Raw genomic sequence first — 25,898 nt, forward strand, 5'->3', positions numbered from 1 at the left:
AAGTCTAATATCAATTTAAATAGTCAGATATAAAGAATTACATGGAATAGTTATAACTCTCTATATATGACGATATAAATGCATAAAACCAGTTAATTCTTTATATACGATGACATATCCATGGATAACAATTCCCTGACCATCACGTCGGCCCTGTCTGACGATGCCATCCTGTCTGAGTTGGGCCAGCGCCTGAGCCGCTACCGTATAGATGCTGGACTGACTCAATTGGCGCTGGCGGAAAAGGCCGGCATCTCCAAGAGCACACTGGAACGAATTGAGGCTGGCGCAGCATCGCAGTTACCCAACCTGATCCGGGTGTTGCGGGCGTTGGACAGTCTGGCAGCGCTTGATGTTGCCATTCCTCCGCCAACGCCACGACCCATGGAGATGTTGCGAAATCAGCATAAGCGACCGCAGCGCGTGCGGGCCCGCCAGCCTGCTGCCGGCTCAACCGGTGCCGACACACAAGCGCCCGGCAAGAGCCAGGCAGTGAAACCCTGGGCCTGGGGGGATGAGCGAAAATGACCACGCTGGCGCAGGTCAACCTGTGGGGCAGCACGATCGGGGCGGTGGCACTCGACGAACAGTCTGGGTTGGCCGGTTTTGAGTATGACGAAGCATTCGCGCACAGCGGAATTGAGCTGGCGCCGCTGCTGATGCCATTGCCGGGTGCGAGCAAACAGGTATTTCGTTTCCCGGCGCTGGCGCCGCATACCTTCCACGGCTTGCCTGGTCTGCTGGCAGATGCACTGCCTGATCGATTTGGTCATGCCCTGATTGATGCCTGGCTTGCCAGCCAGGGCCGTCCGCCCGATTCTTTTAATGCCGTGGAAAGGCTGTGTTATGTCGGCCGTCGTGCGATGGGGGCATTGGAATTTGCGCCGGTAACCGGACCGCGAGCCAGTGGCTCGCAGCGCGTGGATATTTCGCAATTGGTTGACCTGGCCTCGCGGGTGCTGAGGCAGCGTCAGCATTTCAGTTCCCGGCTGCGTGAACAAGACCCGACCGGTATGCGCGATATTCTGCGCGTGGGCACGTCGGCCGGCGGAGCACGCGCCAAAGCCGTGATCGCCTGGCATCCGCAGACGGACGATGTGCGCTCGGGGCAATTGGACGTGGCTGCCGGCTATCAGCACTGGTTGATAAAATTTGACGGCGTCAGCGCCAACCGCGACAAGGAGCTGGCTGACCCCAAAGGTTATGGGCAGATCGAATATGCCTACTCGCTGATGGCCCGCGACGCAGGCATTACCATGTCCCAATGTCGGTTGCTGGCCGAAGGTGGACGGCAACACTTCATGACGCGGCGCTTCGATCGCACTGATAGTGGGGACAAACTTCATATGCAGTCGCTGTGCGCCATGGCACATTTTGACTACAACGCAGCAGGCGCCTACAGCTATGAACAGGCACTGCAGGTCATGCGCCAGCTTGGTCTGTCGTATGCCGAGGTCGAGCAACAGTATCGGCGGATGGTGTTCAACATCATCATGCGTAATCAGGATGATCACACCAAGAACATTGCATTCCTGATGGATCGTCGCGGACAGTGGTCATTGTCACCGGCATTCGATCTGACATTTTCCTACAATCCCGAAGGCGACTGGACGTCGCGCCACCAGATGCGCCTGAACGGAAAACAGGATCACTTTACCCTGCTCGACTTTAAAGCCTGTGCCCGTATGGCCGGTCTCAAGCGAGGGCGGGCCGAGGTGATCATTGATGAGATCACGGCGGTGGCCCGGCGCTGGCCGGAATACGCTGACCGGGCGGGTGTTGACGCCGAGTGGCGTGACCGGATTCTGCCACTGCTGCGACTGAATTTCCTGTAAGGGCGATGGCGATGCAATCGGCTATCTGCGGAAACGGGCCGGATATGTCTGGAAAATAAGGCCCAACTGCGGGAAAATACGCTTTTTCTACGACCCGAACCCCGCGTACAGGAGCTCCACTCGTATGTCCACCCGACTGACCTCGCGCAGAGAATGCGCCAATGCCATCCGTGCCCTCGCCATGGACGCAGTCCAGAAAGCCAATTCCGGCCACCCCGGAGCGCCGATGGGCATGGCAGATATTGCCGAAGTTCTGTGGAATGATTTCCTGTCCCATAACCCGGTCAACCCGCAGTGGATGAATCGCGACCGCTTTGTCCTGTCCAATGGTCACGGATCCATGTTGATCTATGCCCTGCTGCACCTGAGCGGATACGACCTGCCCATGTCGGAGCTTAAAAACTTCCGGCAACTGCACTCCAAGACTCCCGGTCACCCGGAATACGGATACACGCCGGGCGTGGAAACCACCACCGGGCCTCTGGGTCAGGGCATCGCCAATGCGGTCGGTATGGCGATCGCCGAGAAAACCCTGGCGGCCCAGTTCAACCGTCCTGATCATGACATTGTCGATCACTTTACCTATGTTTTTGCCGGTGATGGCTGCCTGATGGAAGGTGTTTCGCACGAAGTGTGTTCACTGGCCGGCACCCTGGGACTGGGCAAGCTGATCATGTTCTATGATGACAACGGCATTTCCATTGATGGCGAGGTTGACGGCTGGTTCACCGACGACACCAGCAAGCGTTTTGAATCCTATGGCTGGCATGTACTTGCCATTGACGGGCACGACGCCGAGCAGGTCAAAACAGCCATTGAAGCGGCCCGAAAAGAAACCGCACGCCCCACCATCATCCGCTGCAAAACCGTGATCGGATTTGGTTCGCCCGCCAAGAGTGGCACCGCCGGTATTCATGGCGCGCCGCTGGGCGACGATGAAATCGCGGCGACCCGCAAGCAACTGGGCTGGGAGCACGCGCCATTTGAGGTGCCGGAAAATATACAGAAGGACTGGGACGCCCGCGAACGCGGTTTCCAGGCAGAAACGCAATGGAAAGAAAAATTGGTGCGCTACGAAGAAGCTCACCCTGATCTGGCCGTCGAGTTGGTTCGCCGACTCAAAGGCGAGTTGCCAGGCCACTTTGCCGAGCGCGCCGCCGAGCATATCGCGTCGTGCCAGGAAAAAGGCGAAAGCATTGCCTCACGCAAGGCATCACAAAACAGTATCGCAGCCTTCGGCGAGATTCTGCCGGAACTGATTGGCGGCTCAGCCGACCTTGCCGGCTCCAACCTGACATTGTGGAAAGGCAGCGTTCCCATCAGCGACAGCGCCGATGGTAACTACATCTATTACGGTGTGCGTGAATTCGGTATGACTGCCATCATGAACGGGCTGGCACTGCACGGCGGTTTCATCCCCTACGGCGGTACCTTCCTGATCTTTATGGAGTACGCGCGTAACGCCGTGCGAATGGCTGCGCTCATGCAACAGCACACCATTAATGTGTACACGCATGACTCCATTGGCCAGGGCGAAGATGGCCCTACCCACCAGCCGATAGAACAGCTCGCCAACCTGAGATCAACGCCCAACATGTCGGTCTGGCGCCCCTGTGACGCCGTGGAAACAGCCGTGGCCTGGAAACACGCCCTGCTGCGCAAAGACGGTCCGACATCCCTGGTGTTCTCACGCCAGGGTCTGCCGCATCAGACACGTGACAGCGAGCAGTTGGCCGGGATAGAGCGCGGTGCCTATGTGCTGGAAGACTGTCAGGGTCAACCTGAACTGATCATCCTGGCGACCGGCTCGGAAGTGGCGATTTCGCGGGATGCGGTCAAATCCCTGCAGGACAAGGGTGTGAAAGCGCGACTGGTCTCCATTCCCTCAACTGACGTGTTTGACGCGCAGGATGCTGACTATCGCGAGAGCGTGCTGCCATCTGCCGTGCGCAAACGCCTGGCAGTGGAAGCGGCTGGCGCTGATTACTGGGCCAAATATGTCGGTCTGGACGGCGCCATGGTTTGTATGACGAGTTTTGGTGAGTCGGCGCCCGGCGCTGCATTGATGGATGCGTTTGGTTTTACTGCAGATAAAATTGTCGCTAAAGCCAATACCCTCCTGTCAAACGCCTGACGTAAAACGGAAATGTAATATGCCCTATCGGCTGGCGATCAATGGTTATGGCCGAATCGGTCGTTGTGTCCTGCGTGCGTTGCATGAAAGTGCCGCGCACCCGGATCTGCAGATCGTTGCCATCAATGACCTGACTGATGCCCGTACGCTGGCGCATCTGACCCGCTACGACAGTACCCATGGTCGATTCCATGGCGATGTATCGCTGGATGATGCGGGTCACCTGGTTATTGATGGCAATAAAATTGCCCTGCTGTCACAGTCGGATATCAGCGAACTGCCCTGGCAGCAACTGGATGTCGATCTGGTGCTGGAATGCACCGGGACCTTTAATGATCGAGCTACCGCGGAGCAGCATTTGCGTTCAGGTGCCGGTCGTGTCCTGTTCTCGCAGCCGGCACAAAGCGATGTTGATGCCACCGTTGTTTATGGCATCAACCATGATGTGCTGCAGGCATCGCACCGGGTGATTTCGGCCGCGTCCTGCACCACCAACTGCGTGGTCCCGGTGATTCAGTGCCTGGATGAAGCCTTTGGTCTGGAGTATGGCGTGATTACAACCATACACTCGGCGATGAACGATCAACCGGTCATTGACGCCTATCATCATCAGGACCTGCGCAAAACCCGCAGCGCTGTGCAGTCGATTATTCCGGTGGACACCGAAATTGCAAAAGGCATTGGTCGTATTCTGCCTGAGCTGGACGGACGTTTTTCGGCACAGGCGATGCGGGTGCCTACCCTGAACGTGTCAGCCATCGACCTGACGGTGACGGTACGCAATGCCGCAGACATTGCCACCGTCAACAAGGCGATCAGAGCGGCGGCGGCGCGCTCCATGCCACAGGTGCTGGCATGCACTGATGAACCCCTGGCGTCATGCGACTTTAATCATGACCCCAGATCTGCGATTGTAGATCTGAGCCAGACCCGGGTCAGCGGGCCGCATCTGATCAAGGTGCTGGCCTGGTTTGACAATGAATGGGCCTATGCCAATCGTATGCTGGATGTGGCCAATCTGATTCGGCAATTGTAACTGCTTTGACGACTTCTGGTCTGGGAGGACCGCGTAGACTCATGACAACATCTTCAGGCACGATCAAACGGATGCAGGACCTCGATCTTCGCGGTAAACGCGTACTGATACGGGAGGACCTGAATGTCTCGGTTAACAATGGCCAGGTCGGCAATGACACCCGGATTGTGGCGGCATTGCCGGCGTTAAGGATGGCACTGGAGGCCGGTGCCAGACTGATGGTGATGTCACACCTGGGCCGTCCGGATGAGGGTGTGGCCATCGCCGACCAGCCGGACGCGTCGCTGGCGCCAGTGGCGGCACATCTGGGGCATCTGCTGGACATTGATGTGCGCCTGGTCGCGGACTATCTGGATAACCCGCGTGACGCTGAGCCGGCAGAGGGCGAAATGGTGTTGCTGGAGAATGTCCGGATCAACCAGGGCGAAAAGAGCAATGACGAGGCATTATCGAAACAGTACGCGTCTTTATGTGATGTGTTTGTCATGGACGCCTTTGGTACCGCGCATCGAGCCCAGGCCAGTACTCACGGTGTCGCCAGATTTGCCCCGGTGGCATGCGCCGGACCCTTGCTGGCCGGTGAACTGGATGCGCTGGCTAAAGCGCTGGAAAAACCCGAGCGCCCAATGCTGGCCATCGTCGGCGGTGCCAAGGTGTCGAGTAAACTGAAAGTGCTGGAAAGCCTGGCAGAAAAAACCGATCAGCTGATTGTTGGCGGCGGCATTGCCAATACCTTCCTGCTGGCGGCCGGTTATCCAGTTGGCAAGTCACTGGTGGAAACCGACCTGGTTGATACTGCCCGGGACCTGATGGAAAAAACCAGTATCCCGTTGCCGGTTGATGTGGTGGTCGCAAAAGAGTTTTCTGCGGATGCGCAAGCCACCATCAAAAAAGTCGATGATGTCGCTGATGATGACATGATTCTGGATATCGGGCCGAAAACCGCAGCCCGGCTCAAGGACATTATCGCGGGCATGAAAACCATTATCTGGAACGGACCATTGGGTGTGTTCGAGTTCGATGCCTTTGCCGGTGGCACTGAAGCAGTGGCCAGGGCCGTTGCCGACAATGCCGGTTTTTCCATCGCCGGTGGCGGTGAAACCATCTCTGCAATCGACAAATTTGGCATCACTGACCAGGTGTCCTACATTTCCACCGGTGGCGGCGCCTTCCTCGAGTTCGTGCAGGGTGATGTGCTGCCGGCAGTAGCGATGCTGGAAACACGTGGAGCCGATTGATATACAAAATTTTTGGCCAGTGTCGTGCGACTATGCATCCGACACTGACAATACGAAATTGGAATTGGAACTAACAAGAGGAATTTAACATGGCACTTATCAGTCTTCGTCAATTGCTGGATCATGCCGCCGAGAACAGCTATGGCGTGCCGGCATTTAATGTCAATAACCTGGAACAGGTGCGTGCGATCATGGAGGCGGCTCACGAGGTCAACAGTCCGGTGATTCTGCAGGCGTCAGCCGGTGCACGAAAATATGCCGGTTCCAATTTCCTGCGACACCTGATACTGGCTGCTATCGAAGAGTTTCCGCATATTCCGATTGTCATGCATCAGGACCACGGTGTGTCGCCTGCGGTTTGCCAGCGTTCCATTCAGCTGGGATTTTCATCGGTAATGATGGATGGGTCGCTGGGTGTGGATGGTAAAACGCCGATGGATTACGACTATAACGTGGATGTGACCCGCAATGTGGTGCAACTGGCGCATGCCTGTGGTGTCTCGGTGGAAGGCGAAATTGGTTGTCTGGGCTCTCTGGAAACAGGTATGGCTGGTGAGGAAGATGGCATCGGTGCTGAGGGCAAACTGACCCATGAGCAGATGCTGACGGACCCGGAAGAGGCGGCGTCGTTTGTTGCTGATACCGGTGTTGATGCGCTGGCCATTGCTGTTGGTACCAGCCATGGTGCCTACAAATTCAGCCGTCCGCCGACGGGTGATACGCTGGCGATTGAGCGCATCAAGCAGATTCATGCGCGCATCCCTGACACGCACCTGGTCATGCATGGGTCGTCGTCGGTGCCGCAGGAGTGGCTGGCCATCATCAATGAGTTTGGTGGTGAGATTCCGGAAACTTACGGTGTCCCAGTCTCGGAGATTCAGGAAGGCATCAAGCACGGTGTGCGCAAGGTAAACATCGACACGGACCTGCGTCTGGCGTCGACGGGCGCTGCGCGTAAGTTCCTGGCGGAGAACAAGTCGGAGTTTGATCCGCGCAAATTCCTGATCCCGACCATGAAGGCGATGAAGGGCATTGTTAAAGATCGTCTGGAAGCATTCGGTACGGCGGGGCACGCCAGTCGCATTGGTAAGATTTATACGCTTGAGGAAATGAGCGATAAATACGGTTTGAAGTAAGCGCTGTACTTGTCTGAGACCGGGCAGGCCAACGGAGGGAGGACGTCAGACCGACCACCTCCTTTGTCCGTCCACCCGGCGCTTGCGGAACTCGACCTCGCTGCTACGCAGCCCGGGACTCAAACAGTCCTCGCGCTATTTCGGGTGGACGGACAAAGGAGAATACGTGGCCTGATTGGTCCGCCGTGCTTCCTCCGATACCCTGCCCTAGTGCCATTCGTCGAACTCTGCGATTCCGTTCCTGTGTAGGAGCTTATCTGCAGTAGTGCCTGAATCTGGCACAAGGGCGGGGCGGGGGTAGGTGGTGTCGGACCAATCAGGCCGCGCTTTTCCTTTGTGTTCACAGCCGATCAGCGGGAGGACTGTCTGAGTCCCGAGCGCGCAGCGCGAGGTCGAGTTCCGCCCCGCCGGCTGTGAGCGCAAAGGAAGCGGTCGGTCCGAGGCCACCTACCCCCGTCCCGACCGCCCTGAATTAAAACAAAGAACAACTTACCAGAGAACACGGCATCGAATGGTGCCAGTGATCTCCTGCAGTTTGTCCAATGCGATGTCACTGTCCTCTTCTGCTATGTCCATGACAACGTAACCGATTTTGTCATTGGTCTGCAGATACTGCGAACAGATATTGATGCCGCTTTCCGAGAAGATGCGGTTGATCTGCGACAGGACACCTGGCACGTTTTCGTGAACGTGCAGCAGACGATGCATGCCCGGGTGCGACGGCAGGGCCACTTCCGGGAAGTTAACCGAGGTAATGGACGAGCCATTGTCACTGTAGCGTACCAGTTTCTCCGCGACCTCCATGCCAATGTTTTCCTGGGCTTCCATGGTGCTGCCGCCCACGTGCGGTGTCAGAATGCAATTGTCGTACTTGCGCAGTGGCGAGATGAATTCCTCATCATTGGAACGCGGCTCAACCGGGAATACGTCCACGGCGGCTCCGGCCAGTTGTCCCGACTCCAGCACGGCAGCCAGCGCGTCGATGTCGACCACTGTGCCACGCGAGGCGTTGATCAGGATGCTGCCTTTTTTCATCCAGCTTAATTGTTCTTCGCCAATCATATTGGCGGTCTGAGGTGTCTCCGGCACATGCAGGCTGATCACATCACAGGTCTGCATCAGTTCCTTCAGGGACGGCACCTGCACCGCGTTGCCCAGGGGCAGTTTGGTGACGATGTCATACAGGTAAACCTTCATGCCCATGGACTCGGCCAGCACACTGAGCTGCGAGCCGATGTTGCCATAGCCAACTAAACCCAGTTTTTTGCCCCGGGTTTCAAAAGAGCCGGTGGCGACTTTCTGCCAGTTACCCAGGTGAGCCTGTGCATTCTTTTCCGGTACGCGGCGCAGCAGCAGAATAGTCTGACCGATAACCAGCTCGGCGACGCTGCGGGTATTGGAATAGGGTGCATTGAACACCGGTACGCCGCGTACCAGTGCCGCCTTGAGATCGACCTGATTGGTGCCGATGCAGAAACAGCCGACAGCCTGCAGCTTGGTTGCTGCCTCAAACACGCGCTCGGTTAACTGGGTGCGGGAGCGGATACCAATAAAGTGTACATCCTTGACCTTTTCAACAAGATCGTCTTCGGACAATGATGTCTTCAGGTATTCGATATTGGTGTAACCCGCTTCATGCAGGGTATTGACGGCACTCTGGTGCACGCCTTCCAGCAACAGGAAACGAATTTTGCTTTTATCCAGAGACGTAGATTTCATATCGGTGCGGTATCTCTCAGCAGGTTCTGTCAGAGGGCTCTCAAGTGCGAGGCGCACTATGGTACCATAAACACTGTCAGTAACATAAAAGGTAATCCTGGTAATGAGCGCGATGCAGCAGACGTTGGCGGCCTCCCTGGCTGAAATTGTAGGACCGGATCGGGTCAACATTGATCATGAATCCCTTCAGGTTTTTGGCAAGGACTGGACAAAGGTGCATGAGCCCAATCCCGCCGCGATCGTCTTTCCCGGATCCATTGAAGAAGTACAGGCATTGGTACGTCTGGCCAATAAACAGGGATTTGCGCTGGTGCCATCGGGCGGTCGCACCGGTTTGAGTGGTGGCGCGGTGGCGGCCAATGGCGAAGTTGTGGTTGCCTTTGATCGTATGAACCAGATTCTCGACTTCAGTGCCGTTGATCGTCAGGTGGTATGCCAGCCAGGTGTTATCACCGAGCAATTGCAGCAATTCGCTGATGACAAGGGTCTGTTCTATCCGGTTGATTTTGCCTCGTCCGGCTCCAGTCAGATTGGCGGCAATGTCGCGACCAATGCAGGCGGCATCAAGGTGATTCGCTACGGTCTGACCCGGGACTGGGTGATGGGCATGAAAGTTGTTACCGGCACCGGCGAGTTACTGGAGCTGAACCATGGCCTGGTAAAGAATGCCACCGGTTATGATCTGCGGCATCTGTTTATCGGTTCGGAAGGCACGCTCGGGTTTATCGTTGAGCTCACCATGGCGCTGGCAACACCGCCCAAAGATCCAACGGTGCTGGTACTGGCAGTGGATGATCTGGAATCCACCATGCATGTGCTGCAGGCATTCCAGGGTGCGCTGGATATCTGCGCGTTTGAATTCTTTTCCGAAAAAGCCCTGCGGCATGTGATGGCGGAAAAGGGTTTGCAGCGGCCGTTTGCGACCGAGGGCACTTTCTATGCCCTGATCGAATTCGAGAATACCAGTGAAGCCGTGCTTGAGTCGGCGATGTCGGTGTTTGAGCACTGTGTTGAGCAGGGCTGGGCGCTGGATGGCACCATGAGCCAGAACATCACCCAGGCCCGTGCTTTGTGGCGCCTGCGTGAGGACATCTCGGAGACCATATCCCGATTCACACCCTATAAGAACGACATCTCGGTGCAGGTGTCCAGGGTGCCGGCTTTCCTGAAAGAAGTAGACAATATCGTTACTGCACAGTATCCCGACTTTGAAATTATCTGGTTTGGCCACATTGGCGATGGCAATGTGCACCTGAATATTCTTAAACCTGATGCGCTGCCCAAGGAAGAATTTTTCCGACAATGTGGCGAGGTCAGTTATGACATCTTCGAAGCCGTTAAATCCTACGGTGGCAGCGTGTCGGCGGAGCACGGTGTTGGCCTGCTGAAAAAGCCCTATCTGCAATACAGTCGTAGCGAAGGTGAGATTGCCTGCATGAAGGCGTTAAAGCAGGTGTTTGACCCGAATAAAGTGATGAATCCCGGGAAAATTTTTGATTAAAGTCGGGCACTTGGCGAATTTATGAGACGGGCATCACACTTTTAACGATAATTTTATTGAAAAAGCGGATATTTCGTCGTTTTTCGTTAATAACTGTATTCCCAGCGACAAAATATAGCGGTACACTGCTTTTAGGGTTCAGTGTCGAATCCAGCAGTTGTCACATTTGTCAACTGTGTTAATAAATTCGGGATCCGCTGGAAACGTTTTCTGGTCAGTCCCTTGGAAATAGCAAGAGAGCAATATGTCACAGCAAGTAGAAGGTACCGTTAAGTGGTTCAATGACGAGAAAGGTTTCGGTTTCATTGAGCAGGAAGGTGGAAAGGACGTATTCGTCCATTTTAGTGCCATTAACGGTACTGGAAGGAAGACGCTGCACGAAGGCCAGAAAGTTACTATGGAAGTAACTCAAGGCCAGAAAGGGCCTCAGGCAGAGAACGTAAATCCTCTGTAAAATACGAAAACGCAGGGCGTAAAACCCCTGCGTTTTTTTATTCGCCCAGCATCATTTAATATCCTGGCTGTTTAGAATAGCTGGGAGAATTTCTCTTTCTCCTCATACGCACGGCGTCGTACGAATCGAGCCGGGCGCGTTTACGACCGGCGTATTGTATTCAGCCGTCGGCCTGGGTGAAAACACTACCGGCTCATGGTTTTGAGACCGTCTTTTCCGCCCAGAATCAGTTTGTCCGCAGGCCGCATGGCAAACAACCCATTAGTCACTACCCCGGTTATCTGATTCAGCTGTTGCTCCAGTTTTCTGGGGTCGACGATACTCATGTTGTGAATATCGATGATAATGTTGCCATTGTCAGTGACAAACCCTTCCCGGTAAACCGGATCGCCTCCCAGTTTTACAATCTCGCGCCCCACGTGACTGCGAGCCATCGGTATGACTTCCACCGGCAGCGGAAAATGGCCCAGCACATCAACCAGCTTGCTGTCGTCAGCAATGCAGACAAATTCTTTGGCAACTGCCGCGATGATTTTTTCCCGTGTCAGGGCACCGCCGCCGCCTTTGATCAGATGCAGATGTTCGTTGGTTTCGTCAGCACCATCGACATAAACACTGATTTCCGGCGCCGAGTTCAGGTCGATGACAGCTATGCCGAGCGCCTTAAGACGCCTCGCGGTTTCTTCCGAGCTGGCGACCGTCGCCTGAATGTCGTGTTTGAATTCGCCCAGGTATTCAATAAAAAAATTAGCCGTGGAACCGGTGCCAACGCCGACCACAGTGCGCTCATCCAGACGACTTTTTACGTAGTCTGCGGCTGCTTTTGCGACCGCTTTTTTGAGTTCATTCTGGTCCATGCTGATTTCCTGTGCTTTGCTGGCAATAAAAGGGGACGAAGGATATTATGATTCGCCATAATATCCTCCGTCCCCTTTTATTGCCACCTGAGAGGACCCGGAACAAGGCCGCAGACATGGACAAGTACGTAAAAGATATTCTCTCGGCACGTGTCTACGATGTTGCCATCGAGAGTCCGATCCATAAAGCTGCCTCCCTGAGCCGGCGCCTGGGCAATGATGTCTGGCTCAAGCGCGAAGATCTGCAGCCCGTTTTCAGTTTCAAGCTCCGTGGTGCCTACAACAAAATGTCCCGGCTATCGCCGGAAGCGGCCAAACGTGGCGTGATCGCTGCCAGTGCCGGCAATCATGCCCAGGGTGTGGCGCTGGCGGGCACGACACTGGGTATCAAGACCATCATTGTCATGCCGGTGACCACGCCGGCCATCAAGATAGACGGCGTTCGTGCGCGCGGGGGCAAGGTGATTCTGCACGGGGATACTTATAACGAAGCTGCCGAGTTCGCCATGAAACTGGTGGCAGAAAAATCCTATACCTTTGTTCACGCCTTTGATGATCGTGATGTCATTGCCGGTCAGGGTACCGTAGGCCTGGAGATTGTCCGGCAACACAGTGGTCCGCTCGACGCCATTTTTGTCCCCGTCGGCGGCGGCGGTCTGATGGCAGGCATGGCGGCCTATATTAAATATATTCGACCGGAGATTCGGCTGATTGCGGTCGAGGCGGAAGACTCCGCCTGTCTGAAAGCGGCGTTGGAGGCCGGTCGGCGGGTAAAGTTGTCACAGGTCGGTCTGTTTGCCGATGGCGTCGCGGTCAATCAGGTGGGCAAAGAAACCTACAAGATTCTCCGGCACTGTGTTGACGAAGTAGTAACGGTGACCACGGATGAAATTTGTGCTGCCATCAAGGATATTTTTGATGACACGCGCGCGGTCACAGAACCTGCTGGCGCGGTCGCGGTTGCAGGCCTTAAAAAAGCAGTACGTGAGCAGTCACTTCAGGGAATGAGCCTGATGGCACTGGTGACCGGCGCCAACGTTAACTTTGACCGGCTGCGCCATATTTCCGAACGCGCGGAGCTGGGCGAGAGCCGGGAAGCGGTGTTTGCGGTTACTCTGGACGAAAAGCCGGGCAGTTTTCGCCGCTTTGCCCGGGTACTGGGCAAACGCAGCGTGACTGAGTTCAATTACCGATACGGGGACGCCACCGCCGCGCAGATTTTTGTTGGCATTGAAATCGATGACCCGATTACCGGTCGTGACAAATTGGCTAGAGCATTGCGTAACAAAGGTTTTGACGTACATGACATGACCGACAACGAAGCCGCCAAGCTGCATATCCGGCACATGGTGGGTGGGCGTAGCGACAAGGCATTGAACGAACGGGTTTTCCGTTTTGAGTTTCCGCAACGACCAGGCGCCCTGCTGACCTTTCTGGATCTGCTGGGTGAACAGTGGAACATCTCCATGTTCCACTATCGTAACCACGGCGCCGCCTACGGACGTGTGCTGGTCGGATTGCAGGTGGCGCCGGAAGATGCCACTGCCTTTGATGACTTTGTTCGCAAGATTCCTTACCAGTTTCAGGAAGAAACCCGAAACCTTGCCTACCAGACTTTCCTGGGGAGTCAGGCCTAGACGGGCTGGCAACAAAACGGCAGCGCGGACATTGCTGTCGGTGATCAGCCGATATAGGAGCAGCAGTAGTCGGTTACCGTCATCACCTTGATGTCGAAGGCTGAGTCGGCCGGCACTTCAAACGTATCGCCGCCAGCAATCTTGCGCCACAGGTCTTCGCCGGGCAGCAGAATTTCCACCTGGCCGGACAGAATTTCCATGATTTCCTTTTTCTCGGTACCAAAACGGTATTCGCCCGGCATCATGATGCCCAGAGTCTTGACGTCACCGTTATCGAATTCGACAACCCGGCTGGTGACCTTGCCGTCGAAATAAATATTGGCGGCTTTGACGACCGTTACATTTTCAAATTTGTTCATAATCAGCTCTCATCAGATTGATTGCTTCTCGGCGAAGCCGGTGTGCCGGGTTTTCAGTCGCGATACAGACCGGGTTTGAACGACCGTCCGGGCGGGCGATTTTAGCGGGTTCGTTGGCGTTCGACCAGCCTGTGCTTCAGTCGTGGGGGGCTGATCTGGCAATGGCGGTGCCAAGCATACTGCCCATATTGATGTCGCTGCCTGCTGCCAGTGCCGCATTGAGTTCAACGCGGTTCTCGGCAAAGACGGCGATGACAGTAGAGCCAAGTTTGAACCGGCCCATCTCTTCGCCCCGGGCGATCTGCACAGCCGGTCGTTGCAGCCGGTAGTCGGTTTTGTGCAGGCCATGCCGTGCAGGGCAGACCTGGCCGGCCCAGACTGTATCAACACTGCCTACGATCATGGCGCCAACCAGAATCAATGCCATCGGACCGCAGTCAGTGTCAAAAATGCAGACCAGGCGTTCATTGCGGGCAAACAGACTGTCCACCCGCTGCGCCGTCAGCTGGTTTACCGAGAACAGTTTGCCCGGCACATAGGTCATTTCCCGCAGTACGCCCGGTAAGGGCATATGAATTCGATGATAGTGACTGGGTGACAGATAAATGGTGGCAAAACAGCCTTCGTCAAACTCTGCTGCCAGGTCGGCATCGCCACCGAGCAGGGCCTGCAGGCTGAAGCGCCGACCTTTGGCCTGTAACAACAGGCCTTCCCGCACTGGCCCCAACTGGCTGACAATACCATCGACGGGACTGACGACACTGGTGTCATCCCCTGCAATGGGCCGAGCGTCGGCTCGGAGGGCCCGGGTGAAGAATGCATTAAAACTGGCATAGGCTGACGGGTCGGGTTCCTGAGCCTGGCTCATGTCGACCTTGTAGCGGCCGATAAACCAGCGTATAAACGGCGCCTTGACCGCCGGCCACTGGCAATCTGCCAGTTTACCCGCCAGTCGCGAAAGCAGGTGCTGTGGTGCCAGATACTGAAGCAGAATAAAAAGTGAGTCGGTCATGAAAATCCTGTTCGTGCAGCCGCCTGCGCGGGCTGACATGTTCGTCCATCAAGTAGGTCAGGCGTCAGCTTAATCAAGCCGGTGCAAGGGTACAAGTTTGGCGTATTAATGCCCGTTGAGCTAATGATTTCCCGATTTTGTCCGATGTAAAAGAAGCGGCGCAATTTATCCCGTTGGAGGTTTCGCAGGTCATGTTGTTTATTATCGGTTTTGTTGTTGTGACACTGAGCGTCGCCGGCGGCTATGTCATGCACGGTGGTATTCTTGCTGTGTTGTGGCAACCCTCAGAATTCATTATTATTTTTGGTGCCGCCTTTGGTGCTTTCCTGATCTCCAACAGCATGCATCTGGTCAAGGAAACCGGTAAACGCCTGCCGCGCGCGATATTTGGATCGGCCACCAACGAAAAATTGTATCTCGACCTGCTGGGACTACTCTTTGATATTTTCAACAAGGCGCGGCGCGAAGGCATGATGTCAATTGAAGGCGACATTGAAGTGCCAGCGGAAAGCGGCCTGTTTACCCGCTATCCGGCACTGCTCAAGGACAAACGCATTATTGAGTTTCTGACTGACAACCTGCGCATCATGACCACCAGCAACATGGCTCCGCACGAAATTGAGGCCATGATTGAGTCTGAAATTGAAACCCAGTTGCACGAACTCAGTGAACCCTCACATGCAGTGCACCGGGTTGCCGATGGTCTGCCCGGCTTTGGTATTGTGGCCGCGGTTCTGGGTATTGTTATTACCATGCAGAAGCTGGGCGGTCCGCCCGAGGCATTGGGTCAGAGTGTGGCGGCGGCCTTGATTGGTACCTTTGTTGGTATTTTTGCCGCTTATGGTTTTATCGGGCCGATGAGCAATCGTCTGGCGGAAGTTGCCGAAGAAGAAATCAAGATGTTTGAATGTATCAAAGCCGCCATCGTGGCGACGTCTAATGGCTTGCCGCCGCAACTGGCCGTCGAGTTTGCTCGCAAGACACTGTACTCCGGAGATCGTCCCTCCTTCTCTGAACTGGACGAACACATCCGTAGCCGCTAAGCGGCACTGAATCTAATCGCGGAAGATAATCGTTGTGGAAAAAGCAGAACAGACCATTGTCATTAAACGCGTCAAAAAGGTGGCCGGCGGCCATCACGGTGGTTCGTGGAAAATTGCCTTTGCTGACTTTGCGCTGGCGCTGATGGCGTTCTTTCTGGTGCTGTGGCTGATCGAAAGCACCACCGAGCTTGAGAAAATGGTGATTGCCGGTTATTTCTCCGATCCACGTAGTCTGGCCAGTGATGGGGACGGCGGCACACCCTACGTACTGAATCTGGAAGGGCGGCCGCTGACGCTGCCTAATCAGGGTTTGAGTCTGGCGCTGGTGCAGGAAGACCAGGAGCAGGCAGTGGAAGCAAGCGAAGAGCTTGAATCCTTTGAATATATTGAACTTGCTCGACTGCGCGAAACCCAATTGCTGCAAAGCCTGCAGGGTCAGATGGAAGAAGTAATCGGCGGCAACCAGGAGTTTGAGTGGTTCTCCGACAGCGTGAGTATGGAAGTCACCGAAGAGGGTCTGAGCATTCAGATCATTGACCGGGAGAATCGCCCGTTGTTCAACTCAGGTTCTGATCAGATGCAGCCTTATGCGCTGGAAGTATTGTGGGCCATGGCCAATGTTCTGGAAGACATCCCCAACAAAATCAGTATTTATGGTCACACCGACAGCGTTCCGTTTGGCAACGATCTTGCTCAATACAGTAATTGGGAATTGTCTGCCGATCGTGCCAACGCCGCGCGCCGGGCACTGGTGGAAGGCGGTCTGGACTATAGTCAATTTGCACAGATCATCGGCATGGGGTCTTCGTTACCGCTGTTGCCCGACGCCCCCACTGATGCCGCCAACCGTCGTATTGTCATCATGGTGCTGAACCAGTTGGCGCAGCAACGGATCCTGGAGGGGACACGTGACTCTGAACTGGATGGTGGTGCGCCGCCGGATGAAGTGCTGCCGTCAGACCTGCCAGAGATTTTCTGATAGCCCCGGTTCGCGCCCAGGCTTCAGTTTCTGTCCAGCTCCTGCAGGATATGATGATAACTGCTCAGACGTGAAGCCTTTATTTTTCCCTGTTTGACCGCCGCCAGCAGCGCGCAGCCCGGCTCCTGTTGATGCCGGCAATCACGGAAGCGGCACTGACCGATATATGGGCGAAACTCAACAAAGCCATACATCAGCTGTTCTGCCTCAATGTGCCACAAGCCAAACTCACGAATACCCGGTGAGTCTACCAGATCGCCACTGCCTGGCAGGTGGTAGAGCCGGGTGGCGGTCGTGGTGTGAGTGCCTTTTTCGCGGCCAATGGCACGGCCTTTGGACAGGCCGCCGACATCGGCGGCACCGGCGTCATTGTCGTCATCGTCGATGCCACGCAGGGTGTTGATCAATGACGACTTGCCGACCCCGGATTGCCCGACAAATACGGCGGTTTCGCCACTGAGTAACTCACGCAGGGCATCAATACTATCGGGCTGATGGCAGGACACGCGCAGGGTGTCGTAACCAATACCGGCATACAGTTTCAACAGGTCCGATACTTTTAATGCCGCGGCATCGTCGGCGTCTTGACTGGTTTCTGCGGGCATCAGATCGCATTTGTTGAGTAGCAGCAAGGGTTTCAGACGCAGGTGCTCAATGGCCACCAGATAGCGGTCAAGCAGATTGCCAAACGGCTCGGGCACTGGCGCGAACACCACCACGACGCGATCAATATTGGCAGCGATACTGCGCTGCTCGCCACGGGCATTGGGCCGGCTCATCGCTGAATGGCGCGGTAGCAGGGCCACGATAATGCCGGTGCTGTTTCCGGTACTGTCGCCTTCCGACTGCCAGATGATCCGGTCACCGGTCACCAGTGGTGGCAGATTGCTGCGCTGGTGACAGCGAAAGAGTTGTCCGCGGGTGTCCGGGCTTAATGATTCCACGTCCAGTTGCTGGCCGTAATGACAGACTATCAGCCCTTCCTGTTCCGGGCCCAGGCTGGACTCATCAATGCCCGCATCGGCCACGGGTTCGTCACCGCGTTTGCCACGGGCTGTCTGCTGGCTGCTGATGCGCCGCAATTGCTGTTGGTTCAGTCGTCGTTTGGCCATGATCCGGCATTCTATTACAATGGCTGTCCTGTGAGACCCCGCTGGGCTAAAATAAAGCCATCTTTAAATTCGGCTGCCCATGTTTCGGCGGCCACGCCGCGATAGACCCAACCTGGACAAATAATCATGCCTGTTGTTGATAAAAGCAAAACCCTGATCTGGATTGATATGGAAATGACTGGTCTGGAGCCTGACACTGACCGGGTTATCGAAATAGCCACGATAATCACCGATGCTGATCTGAATATCCTGGCCGAGGGCCCGGTGGTTGCGGTGCACCAGTCAGACTCGGTACTGGCGGGCATGGATGAGTGGAATCAGCGCACCCATGGCGATTCCGGCCTGGTAGCCCGGGTGCGCGCGAGTTCGTCAGACGATGCCGATGCCGAGCAGCAGACGCTGGATTTCCTGCGCGACTATGCTGAAACCGGCAGCTCACCCATGTGTGGCAACAGTGTGCATCAGGACCGGCGTTTTCTGGTCAAATACATGCCCACGCTGGAGGCGTTTTTCCACTACCGTAATCTGGATGTCAGCACCGTCAAGGAGCTGGCACGGCGTTGGCGCCCGGAGTTACCGGCGGGATTCAACAAGAACAGTAGCCATCAGGCTCTGGATGACATCCGTGACTCGGTTGCCGAACTGCAGTATTACCGCAAACACTTCTTCAAGCTTTAGTCGCGTCTGCTCTGAGCGCATGCTGGCGCAAGGCCCACGCCACATGTTCGCGCACCAGCGCAGACGGGTGATGCTGTCGGCTTTGCAATGCATTCAGCACTGGAATGGTGCTGGGCGCATTGCCCAGACCAACGGCCAGATTACGCAACCAGCCTTCATAACCGGTACGGCGAATCGCTGAGCCTTCGGTGTTGCGCAAAAACGTTTCTTCGCTCCACATAAACAGGTCACTGAGATCGGTATTGTCGAGGCCATGACGGGGCGCAAAATCGGTTTCCGACGTGAGCTGACTGAATTTATTCCACGGGCAGATCAGCTGGCAATCATCACAGCCAAACACACGATTGCCAATGGCAGCACGCAATGGCTCGGGAATGCTGCCTTTCAGCTCAATCGTGAGATAGGAAATGCAGCGCCTCGCGTCCAATTGGTTGGGTCCAACAAAGGCCTGTGTCGGGCAGATGTCGAGGCAGGCAGTGCATGAGCCGCAGTGGCCGGTGACCGGTGCATCGATGGGCAAAGGCAAGTCGGTAAACAGCTCGCCGAGGAAAAACCAGGAGCCGGCCTTTTTGTTCAACAGCATGGTGTTTTTGCCGATCCAGCCCAGCCCTGCTTTTTCCGCCAGCGCACGTTCCAGCACCGGCGCGCTGTCGACAAATGCCCGGTAACCCATGGGGCCGGCAAGCTCAGTGATACCGTCCGCCAGCTTCTGAAGACGTTTTCGAATCAGTTTGTGGTAGTCGCGTCCGCGGGCATAGCGTGAGATGTACGCGCGCTCCCTGTTTTTAAGTGGAGTAAGTGATTGCTCCGCACTCAGGCTATAATCCATGCGAACACTGAGTACACGAATGGTGCCGGGGTGCAGAGATTCGGGATGCAGACGCAAATCCCGGTGATGTGACATGTAGTCCATATCGCCATGAAAATTGCGCGCCAGCCAGGCATCAAGGTGGGGCCGGTAAGCGCTCAGGTCGATGTCGGTGACAGCCAGTTGCTGAAAGCCCAGCGCTAACGCCAGCTCCCGAATCCTGGGAAGCAGCGCTGACGCCTGATCCGGCGGCAAGGTGTGAGTGTCAGCTGTCATCGGGTTGGCTCTGGTCGGGTTGTCATGACGTAAAATGCCACAACCTTAGAGTGCGCGCAGCACCTTGGCGGCGGCCTCCAGCGTGCTGTCATCTTTACAGAAACAGAAACGAATGATGCGGCTGTCGGGGTTTTGCGCATAAAAGGGAGACAGCGGAATGGCGGCCACGCCCTTGTCCTCACATAACCAACGGACAAACTCCATGTCGGGCAGGTCGCTGATCGCGCTGTAATCCACACACTGGAAATAGGTGCCGGTCGATGGCGTGAAGGCAAAACGCGAATCTGCGATCAGACGCCCAAAAGTATCGCGTTTCTGCTGGTAAAAATCAGGCAACTGCAGATGATGCTCGGGACAGTCGCGCATGAAGTCGGCGATAGCATACTGAATAAAACTGGTCGACGTGAAGGTGACAAACTGGTGCACTTTGCGGAACTCTGCTGTCAGCGCCGGGGGCGCGACGCAGTAGGCGGCTTTCCAGCCGGTGGCATGGTAGGTCTTGCCGAAGGAGAATACGGCAAAACTCTTTTCCTTTAGTTCGGCATGACACAGTACGCTTTCATGGCGTTCGCCTTCGAATACCATATGTTCGTACACTTCGTCCGACAGCACCCAGAGGTCACGATCGCGAATCAGTCCGGCCAGGGTGTCGAGATCCTGCCGTGTCAATATCGAGCCTGTGGGGTTGTGCGGGGAATTAATGATGATCAGCCGGGTGCGGTCATTGAGCCGATCGGCGACCTGAGTCCAGTCGATGGCCCAGCTCTTGCCGGCGACCGGAGGCAGCATGGGAATATGCACGGGTACCGCACCGGCCAGCCTGACCGCCGGATCGTAGGAATCGTAGGCGGGATCGAACATGATGACTTCATCGCCGTCGCCGACAGTGGCCTGAATGGCATCAAACAGAGCCTCGGTGGCACCGGACGTCACCGTTATTTCCTGATCTGGATTCACACGACAGCCGTATAGATCGTCAACTTTGATGGCTATCTGTTCGCGCAGCTCATCTACTCCGGTCATGGCCGCATACTGGTTGCGACGATCATTCAGGTAGAATGAAACGCGCTCTCGCAGCGCTGCCGGACAGTCAAAATCAGGGAAACCCTGAGACAGGTTGATGGCATTATTGGCCTGTGCCATTTTCGTCATGACCGTGAAAATGGTGGTGCCGACCTGAGGGAGTTTGCTGCGCAAAGTGGTAACCTCTCCAGAAGCGAGTTTTGGCAGAGTCTACACGATCTGCTGCCGAACCCGAAAAGCAGATAAAAATTGTACCCGGTACAGACTTCGAACAGAACACAGGATACCCGCTAATGACCCGAGCCTTAGCTGACTCAGATGCCGACACAAAAGTCGTCACCCCGTCGTCGACGCAAGCCAGAAAACCGGGTGCTCAGGGCCCGGGTCCGCAGCATGAGCCACGCTGGCAGGGTCAGCGAGCCATCAGCCTGCCTGGCCTGGATATCACCGCTGGCCGGCAGGCGTTGCTGGATTATTTTGAAAATACCTGGAAGCTGACCGAAACCCTGTTCTCGGCGCTGGTCAGTGAAGAAGCCTATTTTGTCAGGCCATACCACAAGACCCGGCACCCGCTTATTTTTTATTATGTGCACCCGGTAACGTTTTACATCAACAAGTTGCTGGTGGCAGGTTTGATCGAAAAACCCCTGAATCCGCACTTTGAGATTCTGTTTGAAACCGGTGTCGACGAAATGAGCTGGGACGACCTGCATGATGGTGAGCAGGAAATCTGGCCGACAGTTGCGGAAGCACAAGAATATCGGCGTCAGGTCTATCAGACCGTACGTCAGCTGATCAGCACGGCGCCGGAATTCGACAGACCAATTACCATGGACAGCCCCGGCTGGGCATTGGTCATGTGTTTCGAACATGAACGTATCCATCTGGAAACATCCAGTGTATTGATGCGGGAACTGCCGCTGAAGTACCTGCGCGCGCCGCAGCAATGGCCGGATTTACCGCTGGCCAAAAATCCGCCGGCAGGTTTCACCCGGCCGGTGGCCGGGCTGCATTACCCGGCCGAAAACCCGATGCTCGACGTGGCAGGCCAAACCGTCAGTGTCGGCAAACCCAGAGATTGGCCTACCTTCGGCTGGGACAATGAGTATGGTACTGACACCCGGGCCGTGTTGCCTTTTCGTGCCAGTCAACGCCTGATCAGCAACGGTGAGTTCTATGAATTTGTCAGTTCAGGTGCTTACCTCGAGGAAAAATACTGGAGCGAACAGGGCTGGGCCTGGCGCCGGTTCCGGAACACGCGCTGGCCATCGTTCTGGGTGCAGGATGGTCCGGTGGGGTCGCATCAATACAAATTGCGGACACTTTTTAATGTTGAACCCATGCAGTGGGACTGGCCGGCCATTGTCAACTATTACGAGGCCAAAGCGTATTGTGCCTGGCGCTCCGCCCGTGACGGCGTCAATTCACCTTATCGGTTGGCCAGTGAAAAAGAACACCTGGCGCTACATGACGATGAATGGCTGTCGGCGCGACAGGGACAGGCCGAAGCAGACGAACTGATCAGCCGCGACCCGGTCATGCATGACCGGCAGTCGATGGCGCCGGGCAGCCGCACGATCAACCATAATCTGCACTATGGCAGTGAAGGCTCGGTGGAAAAATTTGCGGCCAACAACAAGGGTTTCCATGATGTGCTGGGCAACGTCTGGCAATGGAGTGAAGACACCTTTCATCCGCTGCCGGAATTTGCCATACATCCTTACTATGTCGATTTCAGCTCGCCCTGTTTTGACGGCGAGCACCAGATGATCATGGGTGGTTCATTTATCAGCACCGGTGATGAGGCCAGTATCTGGGCACGCTTTCATTTTCGTCCACACTTTTTCCAGCATGCAGGCTTTCGCCTGATCCAGGGCGAAGACAACACGCCTCGTCAGGACGGCGGCAAACGTTATGAAACCAGTGCGCTGGTTGACCAATACATGTTATTTCACTGGGGCTCACGAACGGAGCAAGGCGACACAGAAATCAAGGCCAGCGTTGGCCATCCGGATACCCGCATGTTTATGGAAACGATGGCGGAACTGGTGGGAGACTTTGCCCACGCCTATGAATCGGTTCTGGATCTGGGCTGTGCCACCGGTCGCGCGAGTTTTGAACTGGCGCGACGTTTTAATCGTGTGCTGGGCCTGGATTATAGTCAGGCATTTATTGATGCTGCCGATATCATGCAGCGCCAGGGCAGTCTGGCTTACTCCCGGCTGGAAAGTGGCCGTCACACCACGCCCATGGTGGCGCGTGTGCCTGACGCCATTGATCGCTCGCGGGTAACATTTATTCAGGGTGACGCGACCCGGCTTGCAGCCGCTGGCATTGGCGCAGGCAACAAGCAGGGTGAACGTTTTGATGCCGTGCTGATGAGCAACCTGTTGTGCCGGTTGCCTGATCCGGCAGCCTGTTTACAGCAGTTCACCGGACCCGATGCGCTGCTACGTGACGGTGGCATTCTGGTACTGTCTTCACCCAATACCTGGATGGAACAATATACGCCGGTAGACGCCTTTGTTGATGGCGCTGACAGTGAAGAGGCGTTGGTCAGGCTCGGCGAACTGTTGCCGGGTTATGAGCTGGTACACCATCAGGACCTGCCGTTCATGATTCGCGAACATCGCCGCAAGTACGAATACATTGTCAGTCAGGTCTCTGTATGGCGCAAGCTACCGACTCAACGTTGACCGGTGTCAGGCACTGGTGGTCCGTCCACTGAGTGCCTGGCAGGCCTGGCCAGCAATACCAACACTGGTCAGACGTTTCTGGTGATCAAAGATATGCGCGCTGAACATGATTTCATCAACGCCGGTGCGATCAATAAAGTTGCCTATACCCTTTTTAACGTCCGCCATATCGCCAACAATGGCTTCGCTCAGCGCGTGGGCGGCGCCCGCCAGTTCGGCAGCAGAAAAGTGTGTTTCGATATTCTCCAGCGGCGGTTTTAACGGCCCCGGTGTGCCTCGCCGCAGTGCAATAAACTGTTGCTGGGTGGAACTCATCAGCAGGCGCGCTTCGTCCCGGCTGGACGCGGCATACATGGGCACTGCCGCCATGCAGTACGGTGATTCAAGTTGCTCGGAGGGGCGGAAGCGTGCGCGGTAGAGGTCCAGCGCCTGCATCAGGTGATCGGGCGCAAAGTGGGACGCAAACGCAAACGGCAGACCCAGCGCCGCAGCCAACTGGGCGCTGAACAGGCTGGAACCGAGCAGCCACAATGGTACTTTCAGGCCCGCTCCGGGCACGGCCTGCACCGCCTGACCGGGAGCAGCCGGCTGAAAGTATCCCTGCAGCTCCTGCACATCACGCGGAAACTGGTCAACGCTGTCCTGATAACGCCGCAATGCCTGCATAGTCAGTGAGTCCGTGCCCGGTGCACGGCCCAGCCCCAGATCGATGCGGTCCGGATACAATGATGCCAGCGTGCCGAACTGCTCTGCCACCATTAATGGCGCATGATTGGGCAGCATGATGCCACCAGACCCGACCCGAATGCGTTCTGTGCCTTCTGCAACGTAGCCGATAGCCACGGCAGTGGCGGCACTGGCTATGCCGGTCATGTTGTGATGCTCGGCCAGCCAGAAGCGCTGGTAACCGCTGGTTTCTGCCGTCTGTGCCAGACTGCGTGAATTCAGCAATGCCTGGCGTGGGGTGCTGCCCAGCACCACCGGTGCCAGATCAAGCAGGGAATACGGGATCATGGAGTCTCCAGATAAGGATAAAATTTCGCTGGCAATTTAACATGCCCGGGGTCCCGGGGTATAACACTGCGCATGAAGGACCACGGCACAGCATCGAGTTACTGTCAGCAGTCTGACGTCCAAAACCGTCTTTATATCGGGTATGGCTTGCGGCAGGCTTGAATATTGGTGGGGGCTGGATTACTCTGCCAAGTCCATAATTTGTGCATCTATTACCCGATTTTCTGGAGATTTGTTACCGCAGGGAATGCTGAGGAACAAGTTGAAATCAAGCTCTCTGAGGAGATAAACGTGAAAAAACAGACTATTTTATCAGCAGCAATAGCAGCTCTAGTGGCCGGTTCCCTGGCCCTGACGGCTATTACCACGCAGGCTGCTGACAACGGTGACGATTACGAAGCCCCTCGCACTGAATGGGGTACACCCGACCTTCGCGGCGTATGGAACTTCAGTTCCAACACCCCGCTGGAGCGTCCGCGCGATTACGGCGACCGTCAGTTTTACACGACCGAAGAAGTAATTGCCCGTGATGAGCGCGCCGCCGCAGCCGCAGCCGCCACCGATGGCAATTCATCCCAGGGTGGCGTGGGTGGTTACAACCAGTTCTGGGTCGAAGGCAATCCACAGGACGTGAACCTGAGAACCTCCATCCTGACCTATCCGGAGGATGGCCGTATGCCAGCCCGCGTTGAAGGTGCCCCGGTGGCGTTTGGTGGCCTGGGTCCGGACTACAATGGTGAGCGCCCAGTGCGTGTTGTTGTCGGCGGTATCGCCAAAGACGGCCCGGAAGACCGTGGCCTGTCCGAACGCTGCCTGTTGGGTTTCAACTCGGTGCCGCCGTTCATGCCCAGCATGTACAACAACAATGTGCAGTTGTTCCAGACCGAAGACCATTTTGTGATTCTTAACGAAATGATCCATGAGGCACGTATCGTACCGATGGATGGCCGTGATCATGTGTCGGAAAACATCACACAGTGGACCGGTGACTCGCGCGGTTACTGGGAAGGTGACACCCTGGTGGTGGAGACCCGCAATTTCAACAGCAAGAGCCAGACTTTCCGTGGTACCGGTATCAGCTCCAACAAAACGTTGACAGAGAAGTTTACCCGCGCTGCTGACGGCGTTGTTGAGTATGAATTCACCGTGGAAGATCCCAAAGCCTTCGAAGACAAGATCACCGGTGTTGTGCCCATGTTCCGCGCCGATGGCGAGATGTTTGAGTATGCCTGCCATGAGGGCAATTACGGCATGATCAATATTCTGCGGGGTCAGCGTGTGGAAGACGGCACCTGGGATCACGAGAACAACCGGGCCATGCGCCTGGGGCAGTGATCCTGTTACGGGAATA

Annotated in this window: 22 protein-coding genes; 14 read left to right on the forward strand and 8 right to left on the reverse strand. The window is 55.8% G+C overall.

From position 1 onward, the window contains the following. Window positions 1–120: 120 nt before the first annotated feature. From PHACT_RS09590 to fba, 6 genes are all read left to right on the forward strand, one after another. On the forward strand, window positions 121–528 hold the full coding sequence (locus PHACT_RS09590) for a helix-turn-helix domain-containing protein (RefSeq protein ID WP_070117358.1): 408 nt from the start codon (window positions 121–123) through the stop codon (window positions 526–528). Beyond that, window positions 525–1,835 (forward strand): type II toxin-antitoxin system HipA family toxin, encoded by a 1,311-nt coding sequence (locus tag PHACT_RS09595; RefSeq protein WP_070117361.1) that lies wholly within the window; start codon window positions 525–527, stop codon window positions 1,833–1,835. The genes PHACT_RS09590 and PHACT_RS09595 overlap by 4 nt, the downstream gene beginning before the upstream one ends. Window positions 1,836–1,971: 136 nt before the next feature. After that, the gene (gene tkt / locus PHACT_RS09600; protein ID WP_070118276.1) at window positions 1,972–3,969 is read left to right on the forward strand and encodes a transketolase; all 1,998 of its coding nucleotides are present in this window, start codon (window positions 1,972–1,974) and stop codon (window positions 3,967–3,969) included. A 19-nt stretch (window positions 3,970–3,988) separates the two neighbouring features. Continuing rightward, on the forward strand, window positions 3,989–5,005 hold the full coding sequence (gap, locus tag PHACT_RS09605) for a type I glyceraldehyde-3-phosphate dehydrogenase (protein ID WP_070117364.1): 1,017 nt from the start codon (window positions 3,989–3,991) through the stop codon (window positions 5,003–5,005). A gap of 41 nt (window positions 5,006–5,046) precedes the next feature. Next, entirely contained in the window at window positions 5,047–6,243 is a 1,197-nt protein-coding gene (locus PHACT_RS09610; protein ID WP_070117366.1) for a phosphoglycerate kinase, read from the forward strand. 89 nt (window positions 6,244–6,332) lie between these two features. Continuing rightward, entirely contained in the window at window positions 6,333–7,379 is a 1,047-nt protein-coding gene (gene fba, locus PHACT_RS09615; RefSeq protein ID WP_070117368.1) for a class II fructose-bisphosphate aldolase, read from the forward strand. Between the two features lie 489 nt (window positions 7,380–7,868). Here the strand turns inward: fba and serA are convergent, their stop codons facing one another. After that, entirely contained in the window at window positions 7,869–9,098 is a 1,230-nt protein-coding gene (gene serA, locus PHACT_RS09620) for a phosphoglycerate dehydrogenase (RefSeq protein ID WP_070117370.1), read from the reverse strand. Window positions 9,099–9,201: 103 nt separating this feature from the next. Between serA and PHACT_RS09625 the strand changes: the two genes are divergently transcribed. Beyond that, window positions 9,202–10,599, forward strand: a complete 1,398-nt coding sequence (locus tag PHACT_RS09625) for an FAD-binding oxidoreductase (protein WP_070117372.1) — start codon at window positions 9,202–9,204, stop codon at window positions 10,597–10,599. Between the two features lie 244 nt (window positions 10,600–10,843). After that, window positions 10,844–11,053, forward strand: a complete 210-nt coding sequence (locus PHACT_RS09630) for a cold-shock protein (protein ID WP_070117378.1) — start codon at window positions 10,844–10,846, stop codon at window positions 11,051–11,053. Between the two features lie 185 nt (window positions 11,054–11,238). Here the strand turns inward: PHACT_RS09630 and rpiA are convergent, their stop codons facing one another. After that, a complete protein-coding gene (rpiA, locus tag PHACT_RS09635) occupies window positions 11,239–11,910 on the reverse strand; it encodes a ribose-5-phosphate isomerase RpiA (RefSeq protein WP_070117382.1) in 672 nt (223 codons plus the stop codon). Window positions 11,911–11,957: 47 nt separating this feature from the next. Here rpiA and ilvA point away from each other — a divergent pair, with 47 nt between their 5' ends. Further along, a complete protein-coding gene (gene ilvA / locus PHACT_RS09640; protein ID WP_083264486.1) occupies window positions 11,958–13,547 on the forward strand; it encodes a threonine ammonia-lyase, biosynthetic in 1,590 nt (529 codons plus the stop codon). A gap of 44 nt (window positions 13,548–13,591) precedes the next feature. Here the strand turns inward: ilvA and ppnP are convergent, their stop codons facing one another. Together ppnP and asd are read right to left on the reverse strand one after the other, a co-directional pair. Beyond that, on the reverse strand, window positions 13,592–13,906 hold the full coding sequence (ppnP, locus tag PHACT_RS09645; RefSeq protein ID WP_070117386.1) for a pyrimidine/purine nucleoside phosphorylase: 315 nt from the start codon (window positions 13,904–13,906) through the stop codon (window positions 13,592–13,594). Between the two features lie 136 nt (window positions 13,907–14,042). After that, entirely contained in the window at window positions 14,043–14,918 is an 876-nt protein-coding gene (gene asd, locus PHACT_RS09650) for an archaetidylserine decarboxylase (protein WP_070117389.1), read from the reverse strand. Window positions 14,919–15,109: 191 nt separating this feature from the next. On the opposite strand from asd, the gene motA reads away from it, so the two are divergent. After that, entirely contained in the window at window positions 15,110–15,961 is an 852-nt protein-coding gene (gene motA, locus PHACT_RS09655) for a flagellar motor stator protein MotA (protein ID WP_070118277.1), read from the forward strand. Between the two features lie 34 nt (window positions 15,962–15,995). Then, the gene (gene motB / locus PHACT_RS09660) at window positions 15,996–16,940 is read left to right on the forward strand and encodes a flagellar motor protein MotB (protein ID WP_070117392.1); all 945 of its coding nucleotides are present in this window, start codon (window positions 15,996–15,998) and stop codon (window positions 16,938–16,940) included. Window positions 16,941–16,963: 23 nt separating this feature from the next. On the opposite strand, the gene rsgA is transcribed toward motB, so the two are convergent. Beyond that, a complete protein-coding gene (rsgA, locus tag PHACT_RS09665; RefSeq protein WP_070117397.1) occupies window positions 16,964–18,052 on the reverse strand; it encodes a small ribosomal subunit biogenesis GTPase RsgA in 1,089 nt (362 codons plus the stop codon). A 126-nt stretch (window positions 18,053–18,178) separates the two neighbouring features. On the opposite strand from rsgA, the gene orn reads away from it, so the two are divergent. Further along, the gene (gene orn, locus PHACT_RS09670) at window positions 18,179–18,730 is read left to right on the forward strand and encodes an oligoribonuclease (RefSeq protein ID WP_070117403.1); all 552 of its coding nucleotides are present in this window, start codon (window positions 18,179–18,181) and stop codon (window positions 18,728–18,730) included. Here the strand turns inward: orn and queG are convergent. Both queG and PHACT_RS09680 read right to left on the reverse strand, forming a co-directional pair. Continuing rightward, window positions 18,720–19,814 (reverse strand): tRNA epoxyqueuosine(34) reductase QueG, encoded by a 1,095-nt coding sequence (gene queG, locus PHACT_RS09675; protein WP_070117407.1) that lies wholly within the window; start codon window positions 19,812–19,814, stop codon window positions 18,720–18,722. The two genes, orn and queG, sit on opposite strands and share 11 nt — an antisense overlap. A gap of 45 nt (window positions 19,815–19,859) precedes the next feature. Next, window positions 19,860–21,011 carry a methionine aminotransferase gene (locus tag PHACT_RS09680; RefSeq protein WP_083264488.1) on the reverse strand — a complete coding sequence of 384 codons (1,152 nt, stop codon included), beginning with the start codon at window positions 21,009–21,011 and terminating at the stop codon, window positions 19,860–19,862. A gap of 119 nt (window positions 21,012–21,130) precedes the next feature. Between PHACT_RS09680 and ovoA the strand changes: the two genes are divergently transcribed. Then, window positions 21,131–23,533 carry a 5-histidylcysteine sulfoxide synthase gene (ovoA, locus tag PHACT_RS09685; RefSeq protein WP_083264489.1) on the forward strand — a complete coding sequence of 801 codons (2,403 nt, stop codon included), beginning with the start codon at window positions 21,131–21,133 and terminating at the stop codon, window positions 23,531–23,533. A 6-nt stretch (window positions 23,534–23,539) separates the two neighbouring features. Here the strand turns inward: ovoA and PHACT_RS09690 are convergent, their stop codons facing one another. After that, a complete protein-coding gene (locus PHACT_RS09690; protein ID WP_070117413.1) occupies window positions 23,540–24,547 on the reverse strand; it encodes an LLM class flavin-dependent oxidoreductase in 1,008 nt (335 codons plus the stop codon). 291 nt (window positions 24,548–24,838) lie between these two features. Between PHACT_RS09690 and PHACT_RS09695 the strand changes: the two genes are divergently transcribed. Further along, entirely contained in the window at window positions 24,839–25,882 is a 1,044-nt protein-coding gene (locus PHACT_RS09695) for a hypothetical protein (RefSeq protein ID WP_139141495.1), read from the forward strand. Window positions 25,883–25,898 lie beyond the last annotated feature (16 nt).

It is taken from the genome of Pseudohongiella acticola (genome assembly GCF_001758195.1).
Taxonomy (GTDB): domain Bacteria; phylum Pseudomonadota; class Gammaproteobacteria; order Pseudomonadales; family Pseudohongiellaceae; genus Pseudohongiella; species Pseudohongiella acticola.

Bases quoted from the DNA above. Each gene is read 5' to 3' on its own strand.
- PHACT_RS09590 (WP_070117358.1), top strand. From the start codon at position 121: ATGGATAACAATTCCCTGACCATCACGTCGGCCCTGTCTGACGATGCC.
- PHACT_RS09595 (WP_070117361.1), top strand. From the start codon at position 525: ATGACCACGCTGGCGCAGGTCAACCTGTGGGGCAGCACGATCGGGGCG.
- gap (WP_070117364.1), top strand. From the start codon at position 3,989: ATGCCCTATCGGCTGGCGATCAATGGTTATGGCCGAATCGGTCGTTGT.
- PHACT_RS09610 (WP_070117366.1), top strand. From the start codon at position 5,047: ATGACAACATCTTCAGGCACGATCAAACGGATGCAGGACCTCGATCTT.
- fba (WP_070117368.1), top strand. From the start codon at position 6,333: ATGGCACTTATCAGTCTTCGTCAATTGCTGGATCATGCCGCCGAGAAC.
- serA (WP_070117370.1), bottom strand. From the start codon at position 9,098: ATGAAATCTACGTCTCTGGATAAAAGCAAAATTCGTTTCCTGTTGCTG.
- PHACT_RS09625 (WP_070117372.1), top strand. From the start codon at position 9,202: ATGAGCGCGATGCAGCAGACGTTGGCGGCCTCCCTGGCTGAAATTGTA.
- PHACT_RS09630 (WP_070117378.1), top strand. From the start codon at position 10,844: ATGTCACAGCAAGTAGAAGGTACCGTTAAGTGGTTCAATGACGAGAAA.
- rpiA (WP_070117382.1), bottom strand. From the start codon at position 11,910: ATGGACCAGAATGAACTCAAAAAAGCGGTCGCAAAAGCAGCCGCAGAC.
- ilvA (WP_083264486.1), top strand. From the start codon at position 11,958: ATGATTCGCCATAATATCCTCCGTCCCCTTTTATTGCCACCTGAGAGG.
- ppnP (WP_070117386.1), bottom strand. From the start codon at position 13,906: ATGAACAAATTTGAAAATGTAACGGTCGTCAAAGCCGCCAATATTTAT.
- asd (WP_070117389.1), bottom strand. From the start codon at position 14,918: ATGACCGACTCACTTTTTATTCTGCTTCAGTATCTGGCACCACAGCAC.
- motA (WP_070118277.1), top strand. From the start codon at position 15,110: ATGTTGTTTATTATCGGTTTTGTTGTTGTGACACTGAGCGTCGCCGGC.
- rsgA (WP_070117397.1), bottom strand. From the start codon at position 18,052: ATGGCCAAACGACGACTGAACCAACAGCAATTGCGGCGCATCAGCAGC.
- orn (WP_070117403.1), top strand. From the start codon at position 18,179: ATGCCTGTTGTTGATAAAAGCAAAACCCTGATCTGGATTGATATGGAA.
- queG (WP_070117407.1), bottom strand. From the start codon at position 19,814: ATGACAGCTGACACTCACACCTTGCCGCCGGATCAGGCGTCAGCGCTG.
- ovoA (WP_083264489.1), top strand. From the start codon at position 21,131: ATGACCCGAGCCTTAGCTGACTCAGATGCCGACACAAAAGTCGTCACC.
- PHACT_RS09690 (WP_070117413.1), bottom strand. From the start codon at position 24,547: ATGATCCCGTATTCCCTGCTTGATCTGGCACCGGTGGTGCTGGGCAGC.